Annotated in this window: 20 protein-coding genes and 1 tRNA gene; 10 read left to right on the top strand and 11 right to left on the bottom strand. The window is 66.7% G+C overall.

What is annotated here, in order from left to right; all coding sequences use genetic code 11:
- Nucleotides 1-3: 3 nt before the first annotated feature.
- Nucleotides 4-3,582, bottom strand: coding sequence for an autotransporter domain-containing protein (locus EPO41_RS05170; RefSeq protein WP_296321384.1), 3,579 nt, complete (start codon nucleotides 3,580-3,582; stop codon nucleotides 4-6).
- Nucleotides 3,583-3,644: 62 nt separating this feature from the next.
- On the opposite strand from EPO41_RS05170, the gene EPO41_RS05165 reads away from it, so the two are divergent.
- Entirely contained in the window at nucleotides 3,645-4,382 is a 738-nt protein-coding gene (locus EPO41_RS05165; protein ID WP_296321499.1) for an alpha/beta family hydrolase, read from the top strand.
- A gap of 67 nt (nucleotides 4,383-4,449) precedes the next feature.
- On the opposite strand, the gene EPO41_RS05160 is transcribed toward EPO41_RS05165, so the two are convergent.
- From EPO41_RS05160 to EPO41_RS05150, 3 genes are all read right to left on the bottom strand, one after another.
- A complete protein-coding gene (locus tag EPO41_RS05160; protein ID WP_296321380.1) occupies nucleotides 4,450-5,463 on the bottom strand; it encodes a patatin-like phospholipase family protein in 1,014 nt (337 codons plus the stop codon).
- A gap of 10 nt (nucleotides 5,464-5,473) precedes the next feature.
- Nucleotides 5,474-6,256: a 3-hydroxybutyrate dehydrogenase gene (locus EPO41_RS05155; RefSeq protein ID WP_296321378.1), complete on the bottom strand. Its 783-nt coding sequence runs from the start codon at nucleotides 6,254-6,256 to the stop codon at nucleotides 5,474-5,476.
- 68 nt (nucleotides 6,257-6,324) lie between these two features.
- Complete coding sequence (locus tag EPO41_RS05150) at nucleotides 6,325-6,996, bottom strand: peroxiredoxin-like family protein (protein WP_296321375.1); 672 nt, start codon at nucleotides 6,994-6,996, stop codon at nucleotides 6,325-6,327.
- Between the two features lie 125 nt (nucleotides 6,997-7,121).
- Between EPO41_RS05150 and EPO41_RS05145 the strand changes: the two genes are divergently transcribed.
- From EPO41_RS05145 to EPO41_RS05135, 3 genes are all read left to right on the top strand, one after another.
- On the top strand, nucleotides 7,122-8,003 hold the full coding sequence (locus EPO41_RS05145) for a LysR family transcriptional regulator (protein WP_296321496.1): 882 nt from the start codon (nucleotides 7,122-7,124) through the stop codon (nucleotides 8,001-8,003).
- A gap of 114 nt (nucleotides 8,004-8,117) precedes the next feature.
- Complete coding sequence (locus tag EPO41_RS05140) at nucleotides 8,118-8,576, top strand: cupin domain-containing protein (protein WP_296321372.1); 459 nt, start codon at nucleotides 8,118-8,120, stop codon at nucleotides 8,574-8,576.
- Nucleotides 8,577-8,606: 30 nt separating this feature from the next.
- On the top strand, nucleotides 8,607-9,785 hold the full coding sequence (locus EPO41_RS05135; protein ID WP_296321369.1) for an MFS transporter: 1,179 nt from the start codon (nucleotides 8,607-8,609) through the stop codon (nucleotides 9,783-9,785).
- Here the strand turns inward: EPO41_RS05135 and EPO41_RS05130 are convergent.
- Genes EPO41_RS05130 through EPO41_RS05120 form a run of 3 tightly spaced genes read right to left on the bottom strand, consistent with a single transcriptional unit; the run spans nucleotide 9,763 to nucleotide 11,814 of the window.
- Nucleotides 9,763-11,013 carry an NAD(P)/FAD-dependent oxidoreductase gene (locus EPO41_RS05130; protein WP_296321365.1) on the bottom strand — a complete coding sequence of 417 codons (1,251 nt, stop codon included), beginning with the start codon at nucleotides 11,011-11,013 and terminating at the stop codon, nucleotides 9,763-9,765. The genes EPO41_RS05135 and EPO41_RS05130 overlap by 23 nt on opposite strands.
- A 17-nt stretch (nucleotides 11,014-11,030) precedes the next feature.
- Nucleotides 11,031-11,507 carry a DoxX family protein gene (locus EPO41_RS05125; RefSeq protein ID WP_296321363.1) on the bottom strand — a complete coding sequence of 159 codons (477 nt, stop codon included), beginning with the start codon at nucleotides 11,505-11,507 and terminating at the stop codon, nucleotides 11,031-11,033.
- Between the two features lie 58 nt (nucleotides 11,508-11,565).
- The gene (locus EPO41_RS05120; RefSeq protein WP_296321360.1) at nucleotides 11,566-11,814 is read right to left on the bottom strand and encodes a DUF2282 domain-containing protein; all 249 of its coding nucleotides are present in this window, start codon (nucleotides 11,812-11,814) and stop codon (nucleotides 11,566-11,568) included.
- A 160-nt stretch (nucleotides 11,815-11,974) separates the two neighbouring features.
- Between EPO41_RS05120 and EPO41_RS05115 the strand changes: the two genes are divergently transcribed.
- Together EPO41_RS05115 and EPO41_RS05110 are read left to right on the top strand one after the other, a co-directional pair.
- Nucleotides 11,975-12,820: a DUF692 domain-containing protein gene (locus EPO41_RS05115; protein ID WP_296321358.1), complete on the top strand. Its 846-nt coding sequence runs from the start codon at nucleotides 11,975-11,977 to the stop codon at nucleotides 12,818-12,820.
- Entirely contained in the window at nucleotides 12,804-13,631 is an 828-nt protein-coding gene (locus EPO41_RS05110) for a DNA-binding domain-containing protein (RefSeq protein ID WP_296321355.1), read from the top strand. The genes EPO41_RS05115 and EPO41_RS05110 overlap by 17 nt, the downstream gene beginning before the upstream one ends.
- Nucleotides 13,632-13,737: 106 nt before the next feature.
- On the opposite strand, the gene EPO41_RS05105 is transcribed toward EPO41_RS05110, so the two are convergent.
- The 3 genes from EPO41_RS05105 to EPO41_RS05095 all read right to left on the bottom strand — a co-directional run bounded on the left by EPO41_RS05105 (nucleotide 13,738) and on the right by EPO41_RS05095 (nucleotide 15,187).
- The gene (locus EPO41_RS05105; protein ID WP_296321352.1) at nucleotides 13,738-14,205 is read right to left on the bottom strand and encodes a hypothetical protein; all 468 of its coding nucleotides are present in this window, start codon (nucleotides 14,203-14,205) and stop codon (nucleotides 13,738-13,740) included.
- A gap of 133 nt (nucleotides 14,206-14,338) precedes the next feature.
- Nucleotides 14,339-14,414: transfer RNA gene (locus tag EPO41_RS05100), tRNA-Ile, on the bottom strand.
- A gap of 65 nt (nucleotides 14,415-14,479) precedes the next feature.
- Nucleotides 14,480-15,187, bottom strand: a complete 708-nt coding sequence (locus EPO41_RS05095; RefSeq protein WP_296321348.1) for a response regulator — start codon at nucleotides 15,185-15,187, stop codon at nucleotides 14,480-14,482.
- A gap of 155 nt (nucleotides 15,188-15,342) precedes the next feature.
- On the opposite strand from EPO41_RS05095, the gene EPO41_RS05090 reads away from it, so the two are divergent.
- Both EPO41_RS05090 and EPO41_RS05085 read left to right on the top strand, forming a co-directional pair.
- Nucleotides 15,343-17,418 carry an ATP-binding protein gene (locus EPO41_RS05090; protein ID WP_296321345.1) on the top strand — a complete coding sequence of 692 codons (2,076 nt, stop codon included), beginning with the start codon at nucleotides 15,343-15,345 and terminating at the stop codon, nucleotides 17,416-17,418.
- Complete coding sequence (locus EPO41_RS05085; RefSeq protein WP_296321342.1) at nucleotides 17,415-17,738, top strand: Hpt domain-containing protein; 324 nt, start codon at nucleotides 17,415-17,417, stop codon at nucleotides 17,736-17,738. Before EPO41_RS05090 ends, EPO41_RS05085 begins: the two co-directional genes overlap by 4 nt.
- A gap of 174 nt (nucleotides 17,739-17,912) precedes the next feature.
- On the opposite strand, the gene EPO41_RS05080 is transcribed toward EPO41_RS05085, so the two are convergent.
- Entirely contained in the window at nucleotides 17,913-18,803 is an 891-nt protein-coding gene (locus EPO41_RS05080) for a PaaI family thioesterase (RefSeq protein WP_296321339.1), read from the bottom strand.
- Nucleotides 18,804-18,881: 78 nt separating this feature from the next.
- Here EPO41_RS05080 and EPO41_RS05075 point away from each other — a divergent pair, with 78 nt between their 5' ends.
- Nucleotides 18,882-19,667 carry an enoyl-CoA hydratase gene (locus tag EPO41_RS05075; protein ID WP_296321337.1) on the top strand — a complete coding sequence of 262 codons (786 nt, stop codon included), beginning with the start codon at nucleotides 18,882-18,884 and terminating at the stop codon, nucleotides 19,665-19,667.
- A 21-nt stretch (nucleotides 19,668-19,688) separates the two neighbouring features.
- Nucleotides 19,689-21,488 (top strand): acyclic terpene utilization AtuA family protein, encoded by a 1,800-nt coding sequence (locus EPO41_RS05070; protein ID WP_296321334.1) that lies wholly within the window; start codon nucleotides 19,689-19,691, stop codon nucleotides 21,486-21,488.
- Nucleotides 21,489-21,611 lie beyond the last annotated feature (123 nt).

The raw sequence follows: 21,611 nt of genomic DNA, 5'->3' as shown, positions 1-21,611 counted from the left end.
GACTCACCAGGTCATGCGCACACCGGCCGTGAGGCCTTGGCTGCCATCCGTTCCGGCCAGCGTGCCTTCGTAGCGCAGGTAGATCGAGGTCGCCTCGGCGATGGCGGTGCTGGCGGAGAGGCCCAGCAGCACGCCGTCGCGGACCGGCGAGATGCCGAAGGTCGTGAAGGGCGATGCCGGCGCGCCGGCCAGCGCGGCCGTCACCGGCCGGCCGACATCGGCATATTCGTGGCTCCAGCCCAGCCGGAACCGCATCGCCAGCCTATCCTGCCAGCCCATGTCCATCGACGCCCCCAACTGCGCGCCGATCACCGAGCGCAGCGAGTTGGTCGTCTGCTGTGCGACCGAGAGGTTCAACGACTGCGCTCCGGTCTCGCTGAAGCCGTTCTGGGTGCCGGTATAGGCCTGCAGCCGCGCGAATGGCTTGATGAAGGCATCGGCCCGGGTGTCGATGTCGAAGCTGTAGCCGGTCTCTAGCTGGCCGAAGAACTGATTGGCGCCTGCCTGGCCGAAGGCAGTGCGCGCCGCCAGGCCCGGGATGAGGATTTGCCGCGTCATGCGGTTGTTGCTGTAGGCGTAACCGATCAGGCCGTCGGCATAGAACGGTCCGCTGGCATAGTTGCCGTAGAGACCGGCCTGGACGGTGTCGCTGTTGCCCTGGCCGCTGAAGCCCGAGACCCATTGTGTGCCGCCGCTGTAGCCCACGGTGACGCCGGCGCGGAAATTCTCGGTGAAGGCCCGGTCGAGGCCGGCAGCGAACCCGCCGGCATTGTAGGTGACGGCGCCCTGCGGGGTGCCCGCGCCAATCGTGCCGAGGCCGCCGATCGCGCCGCCCCAGGCGCCCCAGCGCGGCGTGGCCGACGCATCGCAGGCGACGTCGCAAGCCTCGGCAAGCGCCACGCGGGCGCTGCCCGACGGACCGCCGCCGGTGGCCTGGCTGGCGAAATTGTTCATGAAGAACTGCGCACCCTGCACCATGGCGGAGGAGAAGCCCGCATAGTTGGTGCCCGACAGCGCCGTCAGGATCGGCTGGACCTGCGCCGGCGACAGCGCGGCCAGCGCGCTCAGCACGGTGGCATAGTCACCGGTCGCGGTGGCCGCCGTGCTGTCCAGCACGCTCGCGACCGCCTGCTGTTGCGGAGTGAGCGCCGCGGCGGCGAAGCCGCCGATCTGCAGGGTGAGATAGACGTTGTTGGCGTCGTAGCTCAGGCTCGGCAGCAGGAAAGGCGAGTTGCTCGTCACGCTGGAGAAGCCGCCGCTCAGCCCGCCAGTGGCCTGCAGGATCGTATAGGTCGTGCGGGGCGCGAAGCCGCCGCCCTCCTGGATCTGGGCGAGGACCGAGCCGGCCAGCGAGGCGGTGCCCGTTGCGCCGATGACGTTCAGCCGGCTCGCCTGGCCGGAGGGGGATACCGCGACCTGGAACGCGCCGGTCGAGGCCTGCGTGTACTTGCCGTTCACCGTCATCGTGCCGTACGGCGTGCCTGGCGCCACAGTGCCGGTATTGGCAAGTGTGCCGGTGAAACTTCCGGTTCCCGACAGAGTGCCCAGGTTCGCGAACGCGCCGGCAAGGGTTCCATTGTTCAGGAAAAAGCCGGTGTTGAGTATGTCGCTGTTCATGGCGCCTGTGTTGATGGCGATGCCATGGTTCAGGAATCCGACGCCGCTTGACGATTTGAAGGAGCCGGCGTTGCTCAACATCGACCCGCGGGCGACCGAATAGCCTCCGGTCGTGTTGAACGACGCGCCAGACGCGACCGTGAGGTTGCCGATCATCGTGCCTGTCAGGTTGAGGGTACTGCCGCCGAGGACCGATGTGCCGCCCGTATAGAAATTCTCACCGGCGAAGGTCTGTGTGCCGCCGGCGACGGTTACGCTGCCACCAGTTCCCGGATACTCGCCGCCGTCGAGAATGTTGCCGGAGAACGTGCTGCTGCCGTCGGTGATCCTGAGATTCTGGCCGCCGAGATTGACCGATCCGGTGCCCCTCAAGTCCTTGATGCTGACCGGCGCCCAGGCGCGCGATATGTCGAACACGCCGTTGCTCTCCACGCCGCTTGAGGCGGCGATGCTGCCCGGCCCGGAAATCAGCAGCATCCCCAGTTTGTCGCCAGTGCCGTTGATCTTCGTCTCACCGGTATAGGTGTTGGTGGCGCTCAGCTGTACGGCACCTTCCTTGTCGATGGTGATGCCTCCGGCGCCGGAAACGACGCCGGCCAGCCCCAGCGGAACGTTGTCCTTGGTGACGATGAGGGGGCCGCCGGCCGTCGTCTCGAGATTGGTGGCCGTGACGAAGAACGGCGTGTAGCCGGTCACCTGGTCGCTCAGATCGAACAACACCGAATTCTGTATGAAGAACGGGATGCCCAGCGTGTTGGTCTTTCCACTCCCGTCGACATAGTAGTTGGGTTTGCCGACGAGGGGGGCCGTCACTGTCGGCAGGCCGGCGATCGGCTTCTCGTCCGGCGTAAGGCCCGTGATCGAGATCGTGCCTCTGAGCGTTTCCGAGAAATCCTTGGTCAGGGAATAATACTTGGTCCCGGTATCCAGCAGCGTGAAGGCCTTCGCCGTCGTCTTGCCGTCGTCCGACACGGTCACCTTGAAATACATGGCATCCGTCGGCGCCGAGTTGTTTCCGGTCGAACCACCGTAGGGATTGGGGAAGGGAGGCGCCGGGTTGGAGGACGTCGGCGCCACCCACTGGATCAAGCCGGGAGCCGAAGTCGGCGTCGGCATCGCAACCGGCGCGAACTGGCCGATGATTTCCGGCGTCAGGCCCACCGTCACGCAAGGATTGCACGACGTCAGGCTCCGGGTCGTGCCGCCGATCGAGACCTTGGCATTCGGGGTCACGGATGGATTTGCCGGATCGCCCTGGCCGTTGGCGGCGACGACGAAGCCCTGGCGCGCTGCGCCGGGCATGATGGCCTGCCCGAGCACGCCGCCGGCAATGTAGCAGTTCGAGCCGCTGCAGGAATTCTTGTTGAGCAGGTCGACGGAGATCCTGGAGCCGAACACGCCGTAGAACAGCCCTTCCTGTACCGGCAGGTCCTTCGTAGCCGGGTCGAAGAAGTACTGCGGAAAGGTGTCCTGAGCGCCTACCGAGGGATCGGTGTATTGGCTGGCGGCGTTGACCTGGAAACCCATCCCGGTCCCGCTGGGGGTGGTGAGCGTCGCCGCCGGTGCCGTTTCCGTCGTGGTTACGGCCGCCGCATAGAAGCTGAGCAACGGTATCTGCAGGATGTTGCCCACATAGCCCCGGCAACCGCCGCTTTCCGAATAGCAGAGTTGGATGTTGTTGCCATTGGCGACGGTGGAGGTTGGGACAGACGAAGTATATTCGGAGTAGCCACCCCACGTCTTGGGATCGAAGGCCGCATTGAACAGCGAGGAGCCGGTGTCGAACAGATAGGGCCTCGGCGCGCCACCGTTGATGCCGATGTTGATCGAGAGGCGCGCGGCGCCGGATTGGGCATCGAAGACGTAGCTCAGGGGGATATTGGCGGACGTCTGGCCGAAGGCCGAGGAGAATTCACAGCAGACCAGCATTGCCAGCCCACAGACCAACGCGATGTGCTTCCGCATACTTCCCCCGGACTCGTCCCCGATTGATCCTATCTGGATTTCTGCTTTTTTGGTCCCGGCCGATGAAAATTTCCACGAGAGCGCGACGACTTAGCCTGCCTGTCCTGCCGGGAACCAAGGTCTCGGTCCGCTATAGGAAGGCGCCCCACGCCGTCGCGCTGCTCGTGCTGGCGCATGGCGCAGGGGCCGGCATGACGCATCCGTTCATGGCGGCCGTGGCCGACCGGCTGGCGGAAGCGGGTGTGAGCACCCTCAGGTTCCAGTTTCCCTACATGGAGGCCGGCTCCAGGCGGCCCGACCGGCCGGCCATGGCCCATGCCACGATACGGGCGGCTGTCCGGAAAGCCGCGACGCTGGCGCCGGGACTGCCGCTGTTCGCGGGCGGGAAGTCGTTCGGTGGCCGCATGACCTCCCAGGCCCAGGCGCTGGAGCCTCTCCCGAACGTCCGTGGCCTGGTGTTCCTCGGGTTCCCGCTGCACCCGCCGGAAAAGCCCTCGGTGGACCGCGCCGCGCATCTGCTCGACATCCGAATTCCCCTGTTGTTCATCCAGGGCACACGGGATGGCTTCGCCCGGCCCGCGCTCCTGCGAAAGGTCCTGAAGAGCCTGGGGAAACGGGCCACTTTCCGGCCGGTGAAAGACGCCGACCATTCCTTTGGGGTCCTGGTCCGGTCGGGCCGAAGCCCTGAGGAGGAGGTTGTCCGCGAGATCGCCGGGGTCGTGGCGGAATGGATGAGGGGGCGGGAATCGGCGGAATCGCTGCTGGCAGGCTGTCGAAACAGGTTTTTTCGGTTCGTCTGATTCGTTTATTTCATTTATTTCGTTTGTTTCGTTTATCCGTGCCGACTCCGGCCGTTTCGACGGCCTGCTAGAGGAACTTCTCCCTGATATCGATCGTCGACCGGCGGCCGATATGGTCGAAGTGCCCGGCGAGCCAGTCGTCCGCCGCTTTCCGGCCGATCGCCTTGAGGTGCAGCAGGAAATCCATTCTGGCGTTGAGCTTGCTGGACACCCCCAGCCCGCGCATCTGCTTCTCCGCCTCGATCCAGTGCACGTTGATGCGTTTGTAGCTGTTGGAGTCGAGCTTCTGTTCGTCGATCAGGTCGGTGACGAAGGAGATGGCGCGCATCTCGCGCATCAGCGACGAATTGAACGAGATCTCGTTGACGCGATTCATGATCTCGGCCGCCGTCGTCGGGACGCGGTCGCAGCACAGCGGATTGATCTGGACGATCACCACGTCCTGGCTTTGCGTGCCGTAGATCAAGGGGAAGATCGCCGGATTGCCCATGTAGCCGCCATCCCAGTAGGGATCGCCGTCGACCGTGACCGCCTGGAAGAGGAAGGGCAGGCAGGCCGACGCCAGCAGCACGTCGGCCGTGATCTCGCCCGACTGGAAGACCCGGACCTTGCCGGTCTTCACGTTGGTTGCGCTGAGGAAGAGCTTCACTGCCCGGCAACCTTCGAGTCGCCGGAAGTCGACCGAGCGCTCGAGTACGCCGCGCAGCGGGTTCAGGTTCATTGGATTGAGCTGGTAGGGAGACAGCATGCGCGTCAGCATGTCGAACGCCACGAAGGCCGCCGAATGGTCGAGGTTCCATCCGCTGGAATATCGATCGAACGGCGTGGGCTGCAGGGGACCGGCCTGCGCGGCCCGGCTGATGTTGGTCCAGAAATTGTCGAGGGCGCGGCGCGCCTCTTCGCGTCCGCCGCGACCCATGCCGTCGGCGAATACCGCGGCATTCATGGCGCCGGCCGAGGTGCCGGAGATCGCCTCGACCTCCAGGCGATCCTCGTCGAGCAGGCGGTCGAGCACGCCCCAGGTATAGGCGCCGTGGGCGCCGCCGCCCTGAAGGGCGAGATTTATGCGCTTGATCTCCATCACGGCCTCCTCAGTGCGCGGTCCAGCCGCCGTCCATGGGCAACGCGGCGCCCGTCACCGAGCCGCCGTTGTCACTGCACAGGAACAGCGCCAGGGCTGCGAGTTCCGCCACTTCGACGAAGCGCTTGTTCGGCTGGTTCTTCAGCAGCACGTCGGAAATCACTTTCTCGCGGTCGATACCGTGCGCCTTGGCCTGGTCGTCGATCTGCTGCTCGACGAGCGGAGTCCGCACGTAGCCGGGGCAGATGGCGTTGCAGGTGATGCCGTCCTCGGCGGTCTCCAGGGCCGTCACCTTGGTGAGGCCGAGCACGCCGTGCTTGGCGGCCACGTAGGCCGCCTTGTAGGGCGAGGCCACCAGGGCGTGCGCCGACGCCACGTTGATCACGCGGCCCCAGCCCGTGCGGCGCATCGCCGGCAGCACGAGCTTGGTGGCATGGAAGGCCGAGGAAAGATTGATCGCCATGATGGCGTCCCACTTCTCTTCGGGAAACTCGTCGATCGGCGCGACGTGCTGGACGCCGGCGTTGTTCACCATGATGTCGACCGCGCCAAAGGCATCGGTCGTCTGCCGCACCATCTGCTCGATCGCCCTGGGCTTGCTCATGTCGGCCGGCGAATAGGCGATCATCGCATTGGTGCGATGGGCGAGATCGGAGCGGGTTCGCTCGATCTCTATCGTGTCGCCGAAGCCGTTGAGCACCACGTTCGCACCGGCGCGTGCGAAGGCCTCGGCGATGCCGAGGCCGATGCCGCTGGTGGAGCCGGTGACGATGGCGGTCTTGCCGTTGAGCATGGGATCATTCCTCCTGATGGACGATCCCACTCTGGCCGCGGCGCGGGCGGCGATGAAATGCCGTGTCCCTACCGATTCGATAGGGCGTGCGTATCGAGCAACGCCTGAAGGGCCGTCAGCAGTGCCTCGGGATCGGGCCAGCACGCTGGATCGACGTCGGCGAAGGCGAACGCCACGCGAGCATCGGGCGCCACGACGAAGACGGCAGGCACCGGCAGGCGCCAGTGCGTGTCGCCGTGTAGCGCCGGGAAGTCGCGGCCGCGGTCGCGATGGATGCGGATGTGCGCCGGCGACAGATCGTAGGCCAGTCCGCAGGTCCGCGCGAAGCCGTTGGCGGGATCGCTCAGCATGAGATAGCCGATGCCGCGTCTCTCGACGGTCGCGGCGACGTGCTCCACCCGTTCCGGCATGATGCCGATGGCCTGGGCGCCCAGAGCCTCGATCGCCGGGCGGGCTTCCTCGAGTGCGGCCATGGTTAGGTCACAGTAGGGGCACCAGCCGCCGCGGAACAGCGCCAGCACGAGGGGGCCGCCATCGAGCAGTTCCTGCGACGTCCATAGCCGGCCGGCGCCATCGGACAAGCTGAAGTCAGGCAAATGATCGCCGAGGCCAAGCCCTTCCTCGACCAGCCGGACCATGCGCAGCCGGTCGAGTTCGTCCTCGAAATCCGCCCGGTCGCGAGCCGGAAGCGCCGCCCGATGGCGGTCGTTCAGGTCGCGCAGAGTCTGGACGAGGTTCATGCCGGCTGCAGTGTGGCGAGTATCTCCAGACCCCGGAAATGCCTTCCTGTTTTGCAATCGATAGCCACAGGCTATGGTCGTGCAAGGCATAATGGCTGCGATTCCGGGGGGCCGCTGCCGTGGAAATGCATCAGATCCGCTACTTCCTCGCGGTGTGCGAGACGCTGAACTTCACGCGCGCCGCAGAGTCCTGCAATGTTTCCCAGCCGTCGCTCACCCGTGCGATCAAGGGTCTGGAGGACGAGCTGGGTGGCCCACTGTTTCGCCGCGAGCGCAACAACACGCACCTGACCGGGCTCGGTGAGATGATGCGCCCCCATCTCACGCAAGTCCTCATCGAGACCGACGCCGCCAAGGAGCGCGCCAAGAGTTTCGCAAGGCTCGACGATGTCGAGCTGAAGCTCGGCATGATGTGCACCATCGGCCCGCGCCGCTTCGTGCCCTTCCTGCAGGCGTTCCGCGAGCGGCATCCGAAGGTGCGGCTGATCGTGCAGGATGGTTCGAACACGATGCTGCAGGATCGGCTGGTCCAGGGCGAGTTGGATGTCGCCGTTTATGGACAGCCCGAGGAGATCGACGAGCGTTTCCATGCCCGCCGACTGTACGACGAGAGGTTCGTGATCGGTGTCGGGCCAGGACATTCCTTCGACAAGCTCAATGCCGTGAGGGTCCGGGACCTGCACGACCAGGCCTACGTCAATCGCCTCCAGTGCGAGTTCTTCGGACACGCCGGTCGCATCTTCCGTGAGCATGGCGGCAAGCCGCGCATCGTATTCCGCTCCGATCGTGACGATTGGGTGCAGAGCATGGCGATGGCGGGACTGGGCTTCACTTTCATCCCGGAGTTCGCGGTCACCATGCCCGGCCTGCGCGTGCGGCCGCTGATCGAGCCCGAGATCGTACGCAGCATCCAGGTCGTCACCGTTCGCGGACGGCCGCACGTGCCCGCCGTTGGCGCCTTCGTCCGGGAGATCCTCGCTTTTGCGTGGATGAACGCCAGCGCCTGACGGCGCGGCTATGGAATCGATCCTCACTCGGCATTTCAAGACGAAGCCCGTCGCTCCGATGCTGTCGGCATCGCCGCGGCATTTCCGTCGCGGCTCAACTGCACGGAGATACCGATGTTCGCTCGAACCCTGATTGCTTCCACTCTGATCGTGGCCGGCCTGTCCGCCCCCGCCTTCGCCGGCGAATGCCCGGCCGACAAGATGAAGGCCGACGCCGTCAAGCCGGTGACCCATGGCCCGAAGGGCGTGACCGACAAGGTGCTGGCCGCCATCGACCTCTCGAAGGAGAAGGTCTCGCTGAACGGCCACATGATGCGCGTTCGCAAGCTCGAGATCCAACCGGGCGGGATCGTGCCCTGGCACAGCCATGCCGAGCGGCCGGCGCTGATCTACGTCGTGACCGGCGAGATCGTCGAGAATGCCAGCAACTGCGCCGTACCGATCATTCACAAGGCAGGCGAGGTCGCCCGCGAGACGCATGCCACGTCGCACTGGTGGCAGAACAACGGCAAGGCGACCGTCGTCCTGCTGTCGTTCGACATCCAGAGCGACCCCAACGACAACCACATGTGACCGGATCGCGCTGAATCGAAGGATCGCATCATGTCGGGTGTCCTGCGCGCGTTCACGATCGGCCTTACCGCCTTCCTGACCGTCGTCGACCTGTTCGCGACGCAGGCCATCCTGCCGGCCCTGACGACCGCCTATGGCGTCACGCCCGCCGCCATGGGACTGGCCGTCAACGCCAGCACCATGGGCATGGCCGCTGGCGGGCTGGGCGTTGCCCTGCTGGGAAGGCGGCTCGACCGCCGGCGCGGAATCCTTCTCAGCCTCGCACTGCTCGCCGTGCCGACCGCGCTGCTGGCCACCATGCCGTCGCTGCCGGTGTTCACCGCATTGCGCGTCGTCCAGGGCCTCTTCATGTCGACGGCATTCGGCCTCACGCTGGCGTATCTCGGAGAGCATGTGGGGCCCGCCGATACGGCGAACGCCTTCGCTGCCTACGTGACGGGGAACGTCGCCTCCAACCTGTTCGGCCGCCTGCTGGCGGCGGGGGTGGTCGATCACCTGGGGCTCGCCGCGAACTTCCAGGTCTTCGCGATCCTCAATCTCGCGGGCGCCGCGCTGGTCTGGTTCACGGTCGAACGCACACCGCCCATGAGGGCGGTGAACATAAGTCACGGCTCTCCATTCTCGAGCTGGCGCCGTCACCTCGGCAATCCCGGGCTGCGGGCCGCCTTTGCCACGGGTTTCGCGATTCTGTTCGCCTTCATCGGCACCTTCACCTACGTGAACTTCGTGCTGGTCGGCCCGCCCTTCGCCGTCGGCATGATGATGCTGGGGGTGATCTACTTCGTGTTCCTGCCTTCGGTGATCACCACGCCGCTGGCCGGCACGGTCGTGCGACGCCTGGGGACCCGGTCCACCCTCTGGCTGTCCTTCGCCGTGGCCGCGGCCGGACTGCCGTTCCTGCTGGGTACAGGCCTGTCCTCGGTGCTGCTCGGTCTCGGCCTCATAGCGGTGGGCACGTTCTTCGCGCAGGCGACTGCCACGGGTTTCGTGGGGCGCGCCGCCACGATCGATCGCGGCGCGGCCAGCGGGCTTTATCTCGCCAGCTATTTCCTGGGCGGCCTTGCGGGCAGCGCTGTCCTGGGAGAGGTCTTCGACCGATGGGGCTGGACGGCCTGCGTGATCGGCATCGGCGCGTCGCTCGCCCTGGGTGCGTCGCTCGCGGCCTGGCTGGTCGAGGATCGCGAGATCAGTCCGGCTCCGAGCCGGTGATCAGGCGCGCGCCGGACTGGAAGGTCACGTAGGACCAGATCCAGTCGAGCATCACGATGGCGCGGTTGCGAAAGCCGATCAGGAAGGAGACATGGATCAGGCCCCACATCAGCCAGGCGAGGGTCCCGTCGAGCCGCAGCCAGCCGAAATCCGCGACCGCGGAGCGCCGGCCGATGGTCGCCATGGTGCCATAGTCGCGATAGCGGAAGGGCGGCGGCGGTTGCCGGCCGGCAAGGCGCGCCCGGACGACGCGCGCGACATACGCGCCCTGCTGCTTCGCGACGGGCGCCAACCCCGGCAGTTGTGTGCCGTCGCCGCGGGCGACGCTCGCCGTGTCGCCGATGACGAAGATTTCCGGATGACCGGGCAGGGTGAGGTCCGGGCCGACGGGCACGCGGCCGACGCGGTCGCTCTCGATGCCCAGCCATCGCGCGGCCGGCGATGCCGCCACCCCGGCGGCCCACACGATGGTGGCGGCGGGAATGTGATCCGCGCCGACCGTTACGCCGCTCTCGTCACAATTCGACACGGGTGTGCCGAGGCGTACCTCGACCTTCAGCCGTTCGAGCGCCGCCCGGGCGGAGGCACTGAGGACGGGCGGGAACGCGGCCAGCACGCGTGGACCCGCTTCCACCAGGATGACACGGGCATCGCGCGGATCGATGGTGCGGAAATCGTGACGCAGCGCGACATGGGCGAGCTCGGCGATGGCGCCTGCCATCTCGACGCCGGTCGGGCCGGCGCCGATCACCACGAAGGTCAGCAGGCGCCGGCGCGAGTCCGCATCGTCAGCCGCCTCGGCATGCTCGAAGGCCGTCAGGATGCGGCGGCGGATGCTGGTGGCGTCGTCGATCTTCTTGAGGCCCGGCGCCGCCTTCTCCCACTCGTCGTGGCCGAAATAGGAATGGCGCGACCCGGTTGCCAGCACGAGCTGGTCATAGGCGATCTCCCGGTCCTCGAGCCGCACGATCCGGCGCTGCCGGTCGACGCCGGACACCTTGCCCAGCACCACGCGCACGTTGGGCGCGCGGCGCAGGATTGCGCGAATGGGCGAGGCGATCTGGGCCGGCGACAGGCCGGCGGTCGCGACCTGGTAGAGCAGCGGCTGGAAGAGGTGGTAGTTGCGCCGATCGATGACGGTGACGTCGGCGTCGGCGCCGGCGAGGTTGTGCGCGGCGCTGAGGCCGCCGAAGCCCGCGCCGACGATGACGATACGCGGACGGGCCATGGCGAACCTCCCCGGAGTTAAGAGCGTCCGAACAAGTTGAACGCGATGATGCGGTCGATCGACAGGGCGCCCGGCCCGCGTGTCAGAACATAGGCGAGAATCGAGGCCCACATCAGGTGCTCGGGCCAGTTGCCGGGATAGACCAGGAACTGGATGACCAGGGTCATCGTCAGCAGGGCCGCGGCGCCGAGCCGGGCGAACAGGCCGAGGACCAGCAGCACGGGCGCGCCCAGCTCGACGGCGGTTCCCATCGTGGCGGCGATCTCCGGTGGCAACAGGGGCAGGCGGTATTCCTCACGGAACAGCTCGACCGCGGTGTCAAAACTCTCGAACTTGTTCATGCCCGAGCGGAAGAACGTCGCGCCGACGGCCACGCGCATGCCGAGTTCCAGCAACGACAGCGGAAAGCGATTGCCGGCAGCGCGTAGCGCGGCGAGCCGCGAGACGATGGGGCGAAACCCGTCAGTGCCGCGGGTGAAGATGTCAGTCGTCACGGTTGCTCTCTCCTCGGAAAAAGGTCGGCCGCCGCTTCCCGGGCGGCGGCCGATGGGATCAGCTCTTTGCCGCCGTCAGCTTGCCGCCGACGATCTTCTCGCAGGTGCCCTTCGGCACGCCGAGCCAGGCGCTGGCCTCGGCGTCCTTCTTGGAGGTGCCGGCGCACGACGAAGTGGCGGTCTGGCAGTCGTTCTTGCCGGCCTTGGCGACGCCGTAGCATTTCTCGACGTTGCCCTGGGCCTGGGCCGCGACGCCGAGCAGCAGGGCGGTGCTGAGGGCGGCTGCGATAGTGAGTGTGGACTTCATGGTCATCTCCTTCGGTTGGTTTCCCTCTCGGGATGGCGAACCATGCCGTTCGCCCGCTCCGGTCTGAAATATCGAGTGGACATCGGAACGATAGCCGGCGTGTGAGGGCGGACCGGGAGGGCTTCGGAGTAGGCTCATGCTGTCTTGGAAGGGAGAACCCATGAACGGCAATCGAGTCACGACCGGCATCGGGCTGCGCGCGCCGCATCTCACCGAGATCTCGAACGACAGACCCTCGATCGGCTTCCTCGAGATCCATGCCGAGAACTATCTCGCGCCGACACAAGCGCTCTGCACGGTGGAGCGCTTGCGTTGCGACTATCCGCTCTCCGTCCACGCGGTGGGCCTGTCGCTCGGTTCCGTCGACGGTCTCGACGAAGCCCATCTGGACCGCGTGGTGGCGCTGGTCGAACGGGTCGAGCCGATGCTCGTGTCCGATCACCTGTCGTGGAGCAGCATCGGCGGCCGCTACTACAACGATCTGCTGCCCTTGCCCTACACCGAGGAGGCGCTGGCGGTCGTCGTGCGTAACGTGCAGCGTCTGCAGGAGCGATTGGGCCGCCGGGTGTCGATCGAGAATCCGTCCTGCTATCTCGGCTTCCGGCATTCGACCTTGTCGGAGCCGGAGTTCCTGGCTGAAGTGGTGCGGCGCAGCGGTTGCGGCATCCTGCTCGATGCCAACAACGTCGTCGTGACGGCACACAATCTCCGGCTCGATCCGACGGGCTGGCTCGAGCACCTGCCGGTCCATGCGGTGACCGAGTATCACCTGGCCGGCCACGCCGTGAACGACGCGGATGGCGAGCCGGTGCTGATCGACGACCATGGCAGCCGTATCGACGACCGCGTGTTCGAGCTGTTCGGCGAGATGGTGCATCGATACGGCCGCCGGCCGACTCTCGTCGAATGGGACACCGACGTTCCGGCGCTCGACGTCCTGCTGGGCGAGGCGCGTCGTGCCGCGCGCGTCCTCGAGGCGGGGAGGGCCCATGCTCACGCTGCCTGAGCTGCAGGCGGCTTTTGCCGATGGCCTCGGCGGCAGGAGCTGCGACCGCCTGCTCGACATGATCGCCGGCGATTCAATCTCCGCCGACGCACGGGTTCGGATACATCGCAATCACGTCCGGCAAAGCCTCGCCGCGGCGCTCGCCACGACCTTCCCGACGGTGACCAGTCTGGTCGGCGGCGCGTTCTTCGATGGCATGGCGAAGGCGTTCGTGGCGGACAGCCCGCCTGAAGGCCCCGTGCTCGCCGAATATGGCGAGGACCTTGCGGTCTTCATCGAAGCCTTTGCGCCGGCACATGGACTGCCCTATCTCGCCGACGCGGCGCGCCTCGACTGGGCACTCAACCTGGCATTTTATGCCGCGCGCGTCCCTCGACGGGAAGCGGGCGATTTCGGGAGCGTGAGGCCCGAACGGCTGGCCGCCTTGACCCTGACCCTGGCGGCCGACGTGACCCTGCTGACTTCGGCGTACCCGCTGGGCCGCATCTGGCGGGCATGCCAACCGGACGCGCCCGACGCCGAGGTCGATCTCGCAGCCGGTGGGGTGTCGCTGCTGGTGATGCGTCAGGGAGACGATGCCGTGTTTGCAGATCTCGATCCGGGGTGCGCGGCTTTCGTCGGTGCGATCGGTCGCGGCGTGCCGGTCGGGGAGGCAGCGCAGCTGGCGCAGGCCAACTGGTCGGCCTTCGATCCGGCGCAGTCATTTCGGCGCCTGCTCGAGTGGCAGATCTTCGCTGCAGGGTCGGCGGTAGTGGGACCAGTCGGATACGAACCAATCTTCGGGCGAATTCCCAGCCAGGAGGCGAAATAGCAGGGAAATTCCAGTCGATCCGTGTGTGGAAAATGGGGGTGTTAGGCGTAGGTGGCTTCAGCGCCGCTGTTCCAGGGACGGCCATCGCATCATACGACCGCGCGGATCAGCTCGTTGGCGCCTTTCGCGGGCGTGTCAGCCGCCATGTGAGGCCACCAAGGACGATCACGCCGATCCAAGGCGCCGTGGATACCGCGAGCGCGACGATGAATGCTTCGTAGGAACGACCCGCCAACATCCATTGCAGGAGAGCGCCGGCCAGCCAGCCGATGGCCACAGACACGGTGATGGCAGCAATACGCGCGGCGTTACCGCGGTGTGCCACCGCGGCGGTGGGGTGCCTGGTCGCCGCGCGCCTGCCGGAAGCGATCCAATACCAGATTGTTGCGACGACGGCGCTCAGTACCGCTACGGACGGACAGATGACGAACGCCAGTGCCATCGCATTGGCGCCTTCGCGCTGTGAGGCCTCGAAGACATCCAGCGCGACCAAGCCGACCCCGAGCGCTGCGGCGTAGCCGACCACCAGTGCGAGGAGAGCGACGAGCGCCGCCTTCAGAAATCTCAGGCCCATATTGTCCCTCGCAAGGCAAGCTCTGCAACATGTTGGGCCTTCATCGGCGTTGCTTCTGTAGCCGACAGTGCCACGGCATGTCGAAGATCTCTGGACCAACTACCCGCTGCCGGTGTTCGCGGCGGCGAGCGGTTGGTAGGCCCGGCAGGATTCGAACCTGCGACATAACCGTTATGAGCGGCTCGTTCTAACCGCTGAACTACGGGCCCCCAGTACCGACACTGGCCGGCACGGCCGCGCCCCGGGTTCGCCGGGGCCGGACCTTATAGCCCGGCTATTCGGCGGGGGGCACGAACATATAGCCGACGCCCCGCACCGTGCGGATCACCGTCGGCTTGTCAGGCGCCGGCTCGATCTTGCGACGGATGCGCGTGATCCGCAGGTCGATCGCGCGGTCGAACGGGTCCCGGGCGCGGTGGCTGGTGGTCTCCAGCAGCCAGTCGCGGGACAAGGGCCGGTTGGGGTTTTCGGCGAAGGTCTTCAGGATATCGAACTCGCCCGAAGTCAGGGGCACATCGCCGTTCTCCCCGTCCAGGAGCTGGCGCTTGGACAGGTCGAGCATGTGCCCGCCCATCTTCACCCGCTCCAGCCGCGACGGGGTGGCCTTGTTCACCGACCGGCGCAGGACGCTCTTGCAGCGGGCCAGCAGCTCGCGCGGCTCGTAGGGCTTGGCGACGTAGTCGTCGGCGCCGCTCTCGAGGCCCAGCACCTTGTCGACCGGGTCGCTGGCCGCCGTCAGCATGATGATGCCGACGCGGGCGCTGCTCTCGCGCAGCCAGCGGGCCAGCGCGAACCCGTCTTCGGGACCCGGGAGCTGGACGTCGAGCAGGACGAGGTCCGGCATGGCGCGAGCGATCTGGCGGCGCATCCGGGCACCGTTTTCGACGGCGGTCACCTTGAGCTCGTGGTTGGAAAGATAGGTCTCGGCGGCCTTGCGCTGAAATGCGTCGTCCTCGACCAACAACACGGACGGTAGCTGCATGACTTAACCTAATAAATGACTTTTAATGCCTTCAAAATAACACTATTTCTCAAGGAATTATATTGTTTTGTTGATATTTTTGATACGATTAGATTTGCGCAATTCCTAGCTGCGTTTCATGGGCGGAGCCCCAAGCCCTAGCCTCCAGGATTTGAATGTCGCTCGCCGTTGCCGATCCGGCCGCCCAGCAGGACCGTTTTGTCCGCGCCGAGCTGGTCAGGCGCCTGTTCGAGGGATCTTCGCCCTCGCGCTATTTCTCCTTCGTCCTGTGGCCGGTGATCGCGGCGATCTACTGGCGGCAGATCGACCCGATCGAGCTGGCCGGACCATTCGGGGCCTACCTGGCCGTGACCCTGGGCTTCGACGTCCTGCGCCGCAACTTCGCGCGGGCCCGTCCGGGCGACGAGCAGACCCTGCGCTGGGGGTGGTGGTTCGCAGGCTTCACCTTCCTGACCGGCGCCTGCTGGGGATGGGCGGGCTTCGTGCTGGCTGCCAAGGACTTCGAGTTGCAGCGCATGCTGCTCGGCCTGGTGTTGCTGGCCACGATCACGACGGCGGTGCCGATCCGGTCCGCCCACCCGCCGACCTTCTACGCCTTCGCCGTGGCCACGACGGCGCCGTTGCTGCTGGTGCTGATCACCTCGGGCGGGCCGTTCTATCAGCTCGTGGGCATCGCGGGGGCCGCCTATGTCGGCCACTTGATGGCCTATGTGCGCGACGTGCATCGCTGGCAGTACGATAATATCGCGCTGGCCTACGACAAGGAGGATCTCGCGCGCCGGCTGCAGGTCGCTTACGACGCCGCGCTGGTGGCTCAGCGCGAGGCTGAGGAAGCCAACCAGGCCAAGTCGACCTTTCTCGCCACGATGAGCCACGAGATTCGCACGCCGATGAATGGCGTGCTGGGCATGATCGACGTTCTGGAGCGCACCGAGCTTTCGCCCGACCAGCGCGACCAACTGGGGACCGTGCGCCATTCGGCGGCCTCGCTGCTGCGGATCATCGACGACATCCTCGATTTCTCCAAGATCGAGGCGGGGCATCTCGATCTCGAGCGGCTGGAGCTCTCGACGTTCGAGCTGATCGAAGGCGTGGCCGAGACGCTGGCCGCGAAGGCGGCCGAGAAGCGACTGCTCCTGTCGGCCTTCGTGGCGCCCGACGTGCCCGCCCGGGTGATCGGCGATCCGCTGCGCCTGCAGCAGATCCTGTTCAACCTGCTGGGCAATGCCATCAAGTTCACCGAAAGGGGATCTGTCCGCCTCGTGCTCGAACGCTCGCCGGCCGATCTTCGCCAGGGACTCATGCTCCGCATCCGGGTCGTCGACACCGGCATCGGCCTCACCGCCGAACAGTGCGACCGGCTGTTCAATCCCTTCGTCCAGGCCGATAGCTCGACGACGCGCCGTTTCGGCGGTACCGGCCTCGGCCTCTCCATCGTGCGGCGCCTGGCCGAGGCGATGCAGGGCAGCGTCGCGATCGACAGCGAGCCGGGCGTCGGCTCGACCTTCACCGTCACGGTGCAGCTCGGCGCCGCGCCAGCCGAGCCGATTGCGGCCGACCTGCCGCTGAAGGATCTGTCGCTCGTCCTGTCACTGCCCGATCCAGAGGAAAGCGCCGCGATCGCGCGCTACCTGCGCGATGCCGGCGCCGAGGTCGATGTCGTGGTGTCGAACCTGGCGGCCGTGAGCATCGACGGCGCCAGGAACCAGGTTTCCCTGGCCGACCTCAAGCGCCCGTGGCGGCGCGATCTGTTCGTGCGGGCGATCGCGCGCGCCGCCGGCCGCACCAAGTGCCCGGCAGCGTCCGCCGGAATGCCGGAGCCGGTCGGGCGGTTGAACGGGCGTGTCCTCGTCGTCGACGACAATTCCGTCAACCGCAGGATCCTGGCGCGGCAAGTCGAACTGGCCGGCGCCTCGACCGACGTGGCGGCGAGCGGCGAGGAGGCCCTGCGTCTCTGGCGCAAAGGCGGCTACGACCTCATGCTGGCCGACCTGCAGATGCCGGACATGGACGGGTTCGAACTGGCGCGGCGCATCCGCGAAGACGAGGCCCGGCAGGGCCGGGCACGCCTGCCGATTCTCGCCGTCACCGCCAGCGCGCTCGAGGGCGAGGAGGAGCGCAGCCGGTCGGCCGGCATGGACGGCTTCATCACCAAGCCGGTCGGCATCGAGCAATTGCGCGCGACCCTCGGCGTCTGGCTGAAGAATGCGGCCGGGAGGCGTGCGGCATGAGCCTGGCCTACGATCGCGTCAGGCTGGCCGAGCTGTTCGGCGACGATCCTTCCACGCTGGCCGAAATCGAACGCGAGTTCCTCGACACGGCGCGCGGCGCCGAGCGCGAGATTCGCGGCACCGATGATCTGGAGACGATCGCGCAGGCGGCGCATCGCGTGAAAGGCGCGTCGGGCATGATCGGCGCCAACGCCTTGAGCCACGTCGCCGCCGCCGTCGAGCAGGCGGCCAAGGCGCAGGATCTTCCGGCTGTGCGCCGGCTGGAGCAGGCGTTCAGTGAAGAAGTGAGGAGGGTGGCTGTTCAAGCTGACGCCCCCTGAAAACCAATCCCCGTCGTCTCGACCGGAGCACCGAAGGTGCGTAGCGGAGAGACCTCCTCTCAACCAAAAGCCGGAAATTCGTGGAGAGAAGATCTCTCCACTCCGCGCGGAGTTTATCCCGAGGTACTCGAGGGGCGCTCCGGTCGAGATGACGGAGGTTTTCCTTATCGAATTCTAACGTCGCGGCCTCAGCATCACCGTTGCGGAGTAGGAGAGCAGGGCGCGGCCGTTCTGTTCCAGCAGTCCGCGCAGGAAGGCGATCGACTTGCCCTGCTTCGGCACTTCCACGCGCGTGACCAGCGGCGCGGAGATGTCGCCGGCAGAGAGGAACTCGGCCGCGAAGGAGACGGTGGTCGGCGCGAGGTCGCTCGTCATCGCCGCGGCGCGCGTGATGGCGGTGTCGGCGAAGCTCATCATGTAGCCGCCATGCAGCGCGCCGCCGGAATTGCACATGCGCGCCAGGGTCGGCTGCATCAGCGAGGCGCCGTCGGCCTCCCGGCGCACGAAGGCCGGACCGATATGCGTGGAGTAGGCGCTGGCCTTGAAGGCCTCGAAGCCCTCGGGCACGACCTGCGGCGGCAAGTCGATCCGCGACGGTGCCTGCTCATCCTTGCGCGCCATCGCCTTGGCGCGCGCGACGTGCCGGCAGACGCCGGACCACAGCGCGATCGTGCGGCCTTCCTGGGTGATCGAGCCGCGCGCGAAGGCGAGGCGGCCCGTCACCTGCAGCGGCTCGCCGCGTGCTTCCAGCGGCGGTCCGATGACTGCGCCGTTCAGGAACTCGACGGCGATGCTCACCGTCATGGCGAAGGACGTGTTGGTGCCGCCGTCGGCCGCGCGGCCGGCCACCAGGCAGAGGGCGTAGTCGGCGAAGGTCAGGATGCCACCGCCATGCACGCCGCCCATGTAGTTGCCGTGTCGGGCGAGCGTCGGCAGCACGCAGTGCACCGTGCCAGCCTTCCGGGCATCGCCCTGGAGGTCGAAATAGAACGGCCCGACATGATCCTCGAACGGATCCGGCGGCACGAACACGGTGTAGCGGGAGAGGTCGATCGTATCGGGCATTGGCTCTTGTGAAGCGTCGTAGGCGGGTTCTAATAGGGGAGAATCGCGCAATCACAAAGAGCCACGGAGCGAAACGTCATGGCGGAGTCCGCACACAGGATCGAGGTCCGTCGCGACAAGCGAGATGCCGGCACGGTGGCTCATCTGGTGTTCGACAATGCGCGGCGCCTCAACGTCCTGAACCCGCCCGCCCTGCACGATCTCGCCGCGACCTTCCACGCGCTCTCGGCCGAGGATGATCTGCGCGTCGTCGTGTTCTCGGGCGCGGGCGGCCGGGCCTTCATCGGCGGCGCCGACATCAACCACATGGCTGGCATGCGCACCTCCGAGGATGGTCGCGCCTTCATCACCATGGTCCACAAGCTCTGCCAGTCGATCCGCGACTGTCCGGTGCCGGTGATCTGCCGCCTGGAAGGCTACACGCTGGGCGCCGGCCTCGAAGTGGCGGCCGCCTGCGACCTGCGCATCGCGACCGACACGGCGCATTTCGGCATGCCCGAGGTCAAGGTCGGCATTCCCTCGGTGGTCGAGGCAGCGCTGCTGCCCCGCCTGATCGGCTGGGGCCGCACGTCGTGGATGCTTCTCACCGGCGAGAACATCGATTCCGCCAAGGCCGAGGCCTGGGGCATGGTCGAGGAAGTCGTCGAGACGGCGAAGATCGACGCGGCCGTCGAGCGCTGCGTGAAATCGCTCGTCGATGCGACGCCGCTCGCCGTGCGCGCCCAGAAGCGGCTGATGCGGCGCTGGGAACGGCTGCCGCTCGACGAGGCCGTCCAGGCCGGCATCGATTCCTTCGCCCAGAGTGTCGCCGAGGGCGAGCACGTCGAGCGCATGGCGGCCTTCGTCAATCGCAAGAAGAAGTAAGGCGACGGGAGGGGCTGCGCGATGAGCAAGAAGACGGTCCGCATCGGCTGCCATTCCGGCTTCTGGGGCGACACCGAGACCGCTGCGGTGCAGCTCGTGCGCCACGGCAATGTCGACTACCTGGTGAGCGACTATCTCGCCGAAGTCACCATGTCGATCATGGCGGCGCAGAAGCTGCGCAATCCGCAGGCAGGCTATGCAATCGACTTCGTCTCGGTCGTCATGGCGCCGCTGGCGCGTGAGATCGCCGAGAAGAAGATCAAGGTCGTGACCAATGCCGGCGGCGTCAATCCTCTGGCCTGCCGCGACGCGGTGCTGAAAGCCTGTGAGGCCGCGGGCGTGACGCTCACGGTCGCGGTCGTGCTGGGCGACGACATCCTGCCGCGCGCCGACGAATTCCGCGCCGCCGGCATCCGCGAGATGGATACGGGCGCGGAACTGCCCTCGAAGATCACCAGCATGAATGCCTATCTCGGCGGCTTTCCGATCGCGCGGGCGCTGGCCGAGGGCGCCGACGTGGTCATCACCGGCCGTTGCGTCGATTCGGCCGTCACCCTCGGCGCCCTGATCCACGCGTTCTCGTGGACACCGGAAGAGTTCGATCGTCTCGCCGCCGGCACGCTGTGCGGCCACATCATCGAATGCGGCGCGCAGTGCAACGGCGGCAACTTCACCGATTGGCGGCTGGTGCCGGACTACGACAATATGGGCTTCCCGATTGCCGAGGTGTCGGACGACGGAAGCTTCGTGCTCTCCAAGCCCGACGATACCGGCGGCCTGATCACGACCGCGACCGTCGCCGAGCAGATGCTCTACGAGATCGGCGATCCGCGCGCCTACATGGTGCCGGACGTGGTGTGCGACTTCACGCAGGCGACTTACGAACAGCTGGCCAAGGATCGCGTGCGCGTGAGCGGTGCCCGCGGGCGGCCGCCCACCGACACCTACAAGGTCTCGACGACCTGGCCCGACGGCTACAAGTTCAGCTCGATCTTCATGATGGGAGGACGCGAGGCGGTGGCCAAGGGCCGCCACAGCGCGGAGTCGATCATCAAGAAGACGCGCCGCCTGTTCGCCGAGAAGGGCATGGCGGACTATCGCGACGTCAGCATCGAGGTGATCGGCAGTGAGGCGACCTACGGGCCGCACGGCCGTGTGCCCGATGCGCGCGAGGTCGTCGTCAAGATCGCCGCCAAGCACGACCAGAAGGAGGCGCTGGCGCTGCTCGGCCGCGAGATCTCGCCGATGTCGACCGGCGGCGTGGTCGGCATGACCGGCAGCTTCGGCGCCGGACGCGTCTCGCCGTCGCCCGTCATCCGCATGTTCTCCTGCCTGGTGCCTAAGTCGATGGTGCCGGTCACGGTCGATGTCGGAGGGCACCAGATCGCGATGCAGGAAGGTGCGCTGAGCGGCGGCTTCACCTCGGCACAGCTTCCTGTCGAGGCGCCGGCGGCCCAACCCTTGCCGGCCGGCGATACGGTGACCGTGCCGCTGATCGCGCTGGCCTATGGGCGCTCCGGCGACAAGGGCGACAATGCCAATATCGGCATCTTCGCGCGCCGGCCGGAGTACGAGCCCGTCCTCGATGCCGAGGTGACGGAAGAGGCGGTTGCGAAGTATTTCGCCCACCGCATCGAGGGACCGGTCACGCGCTGGCGGCTGCCGGGTATCAAGGGCTTCAACTTCCTGCTGCGCAAGGCGCTGGGCGGCGGCGGCATGGCCTCTCTCAAGGCCGATCCGCTGGCCAAGGCCTTCGCGCAGATGCTGCTGGACATGCCGGTTCGCGTGCCGAAGTCACTGGGAGCGACGTTAGGCTCTTAAGCTCCTCGCTGCGTCGCGGGAAAGAGCATTAGTCCGGCTGTTGCCGGCTTGTGGACCCGGACCGTCTGGAGCGGCGCGCCGTCGATCGCCCGGGCGTCGGCGGCAGCGCGACTGCGCGTGCAT

This window comes from Reyranella sp. (assembly GCF_004297265.1).
GTDB lineage: Bacteria > Pseudomonadota > Alphaproteobacteria > Reyranellales > Reyranellaceae > Reyranella.
The sequence above is the reverse complement of the archived record's forward strand: the minus strand, read 5'-3'. Positions and strand labels throughout refer to the sequence as shown.

What these genes read in the sequence shown, in the direction of transcription:
- EPO41_RS05170 (WP_296321384.1), bottom strand. Translation starts at nt 3,582, where the DNA reads ATGCGGAAGCACATCGCGTTGGTCTGTGGGCTGGCAATGCTGGTCTGC.
- EPO41_RS05165 (WP_296321499.1), top strand. Translation starts at nt 3,645, where the DNA reads ATGAAAATTTCCACGAGAGCGCGACGACTTAGCCTGCCTGTCCTGCCG.
- EPO41_RS05160 (WP_296321380.1), bottom strand. Translation starts at nt 5,463, where the DNA reads ATGGAGATCAAGCGCATAAATCTCGCCCTTCAGGGCGGCGGCGCCCAC.
- EPO41_RS05155 (WP_296321378.1), bottom strand. Translation starts at nt 6,256, where the DNA reads ATGCTCAACGGCAAGACCGCCATCGTCACCGGCTCCACCAGCGGCATC.
- EPO41_RS05150 (WP_296321375.1), bottom strand. Translation starts at nt 6,996, where the DNA reads ATGAACCTCGTCCAGACTCTGCGCGACCTGAACGACCGCCATCGGGCG.
- EPO41_RS05145 (WP_296321496.1), top strand. Translation starts at nt 7,122, where the DNA reads ATGCATCAGATCCGCTACTTCCTCGCGGTGTGCGAGACGCTGAACTTC.
- EPO41_RS05140 (WP_296321372.1), top strand. Translation starts at nt 8,118, where the DNA reads ATGTTCGCTCGAACCCTGATTGCTTCCACTCTGATCGTGGCCGGCCTG.
- EPO41_RS05135 (WP_296321369.1), top strand. Translation starts at nt 8,607, where the DNA reads ATGTCGGGTGTCCTGCGCGCGTTCACGATCGGCCTTACCGCCTTCCTG.
- EPO41_RS05130 (WP_296321365.1), bottom strand. Translation starts at nt 11,013, where the DNA reads ATGGCCCGTCCGCGTATCGTCATCGTCGGCGCGGGCTTCGGCGGCCTC.
- EPO41_RS05120 (WP_296321360.1), bottom strand. Translation starts at nt 11,814, where the DNA reads ATGAAGTCCACACTCACTATCGCAGCCGCCCTCAGCACCGCCCTGCTG.
- EPO41_RS05115 (WP_296321358.1), top strand. Translation starts at nt 11,975, where the DNA reads ATGAACGGCAATCGAGTCACGACCGGCATCGGGCTGCGCGCGCCGCAT.
- EPO41_RS05110 (WP_296321355.1), top strand. Translation starts at nt 12,804, where the DNA reads ATGCTCACGCTGCCTGAGCTGCAGGCGGCTTTTGCCGATGGCCTCGGC.
- EPO41_RS05105 (WP_296321352.1), bottom strand. Translation starts at nt 14,205, where the DNA reads ATGGGCCTGAGATTTCTGAAGGCGGCGCTCGTCGCTCTCCTCGCACTG.
- EPO41_RS05095 (WP_296321348.1), bottom strand. Translation starts at nt 15,187, where the DNA reads ATGCAGCTACCGTCCGTGTTGTTGGTCGAGGACGACGCATTTCAGCGC.
- EPO41_RS05090 (WP_296321345.1), top strand. Translation starts at nt 15,343, where the DNA reads ATGTCGCTCGCCGTTGCCGATCCGGCCGCCCAGCAGGACCGTTTTGTC.
- EPO41_RS05085 (WP_296321342.1), top strand. Translation starts at nt 17,415, where the DNA reads ATGAGCCTGGCCTACGATCGCGTCAGGCTGGCCGAGCTGTTCGGCGAC.
- EPO41_RS05080 (WP_296321339.1), bottom strand. Translation starts at nt 18,803, where the DNA reads ATGCCCGATACGATCGACCTCTCCCGCTACACCGTGTTCGTGCCGCCG.
- EPO41_RS05075 (WP_296321337.1), top strand. Translation starts at nt 18,882, where the DNA reads ATGGCGGAGTCCGCACACAGGATCGAGGTCCGTCGCGACAAGCGAGAT.
- EPO41_RS05070 (WP_296321334.1), top strand. Translation starts at nt 19,689, where the DNA reads ATGAGCAAGAAGACGGTCCGCATCGGCTGCCATTCCGGCTTCTGGGGC.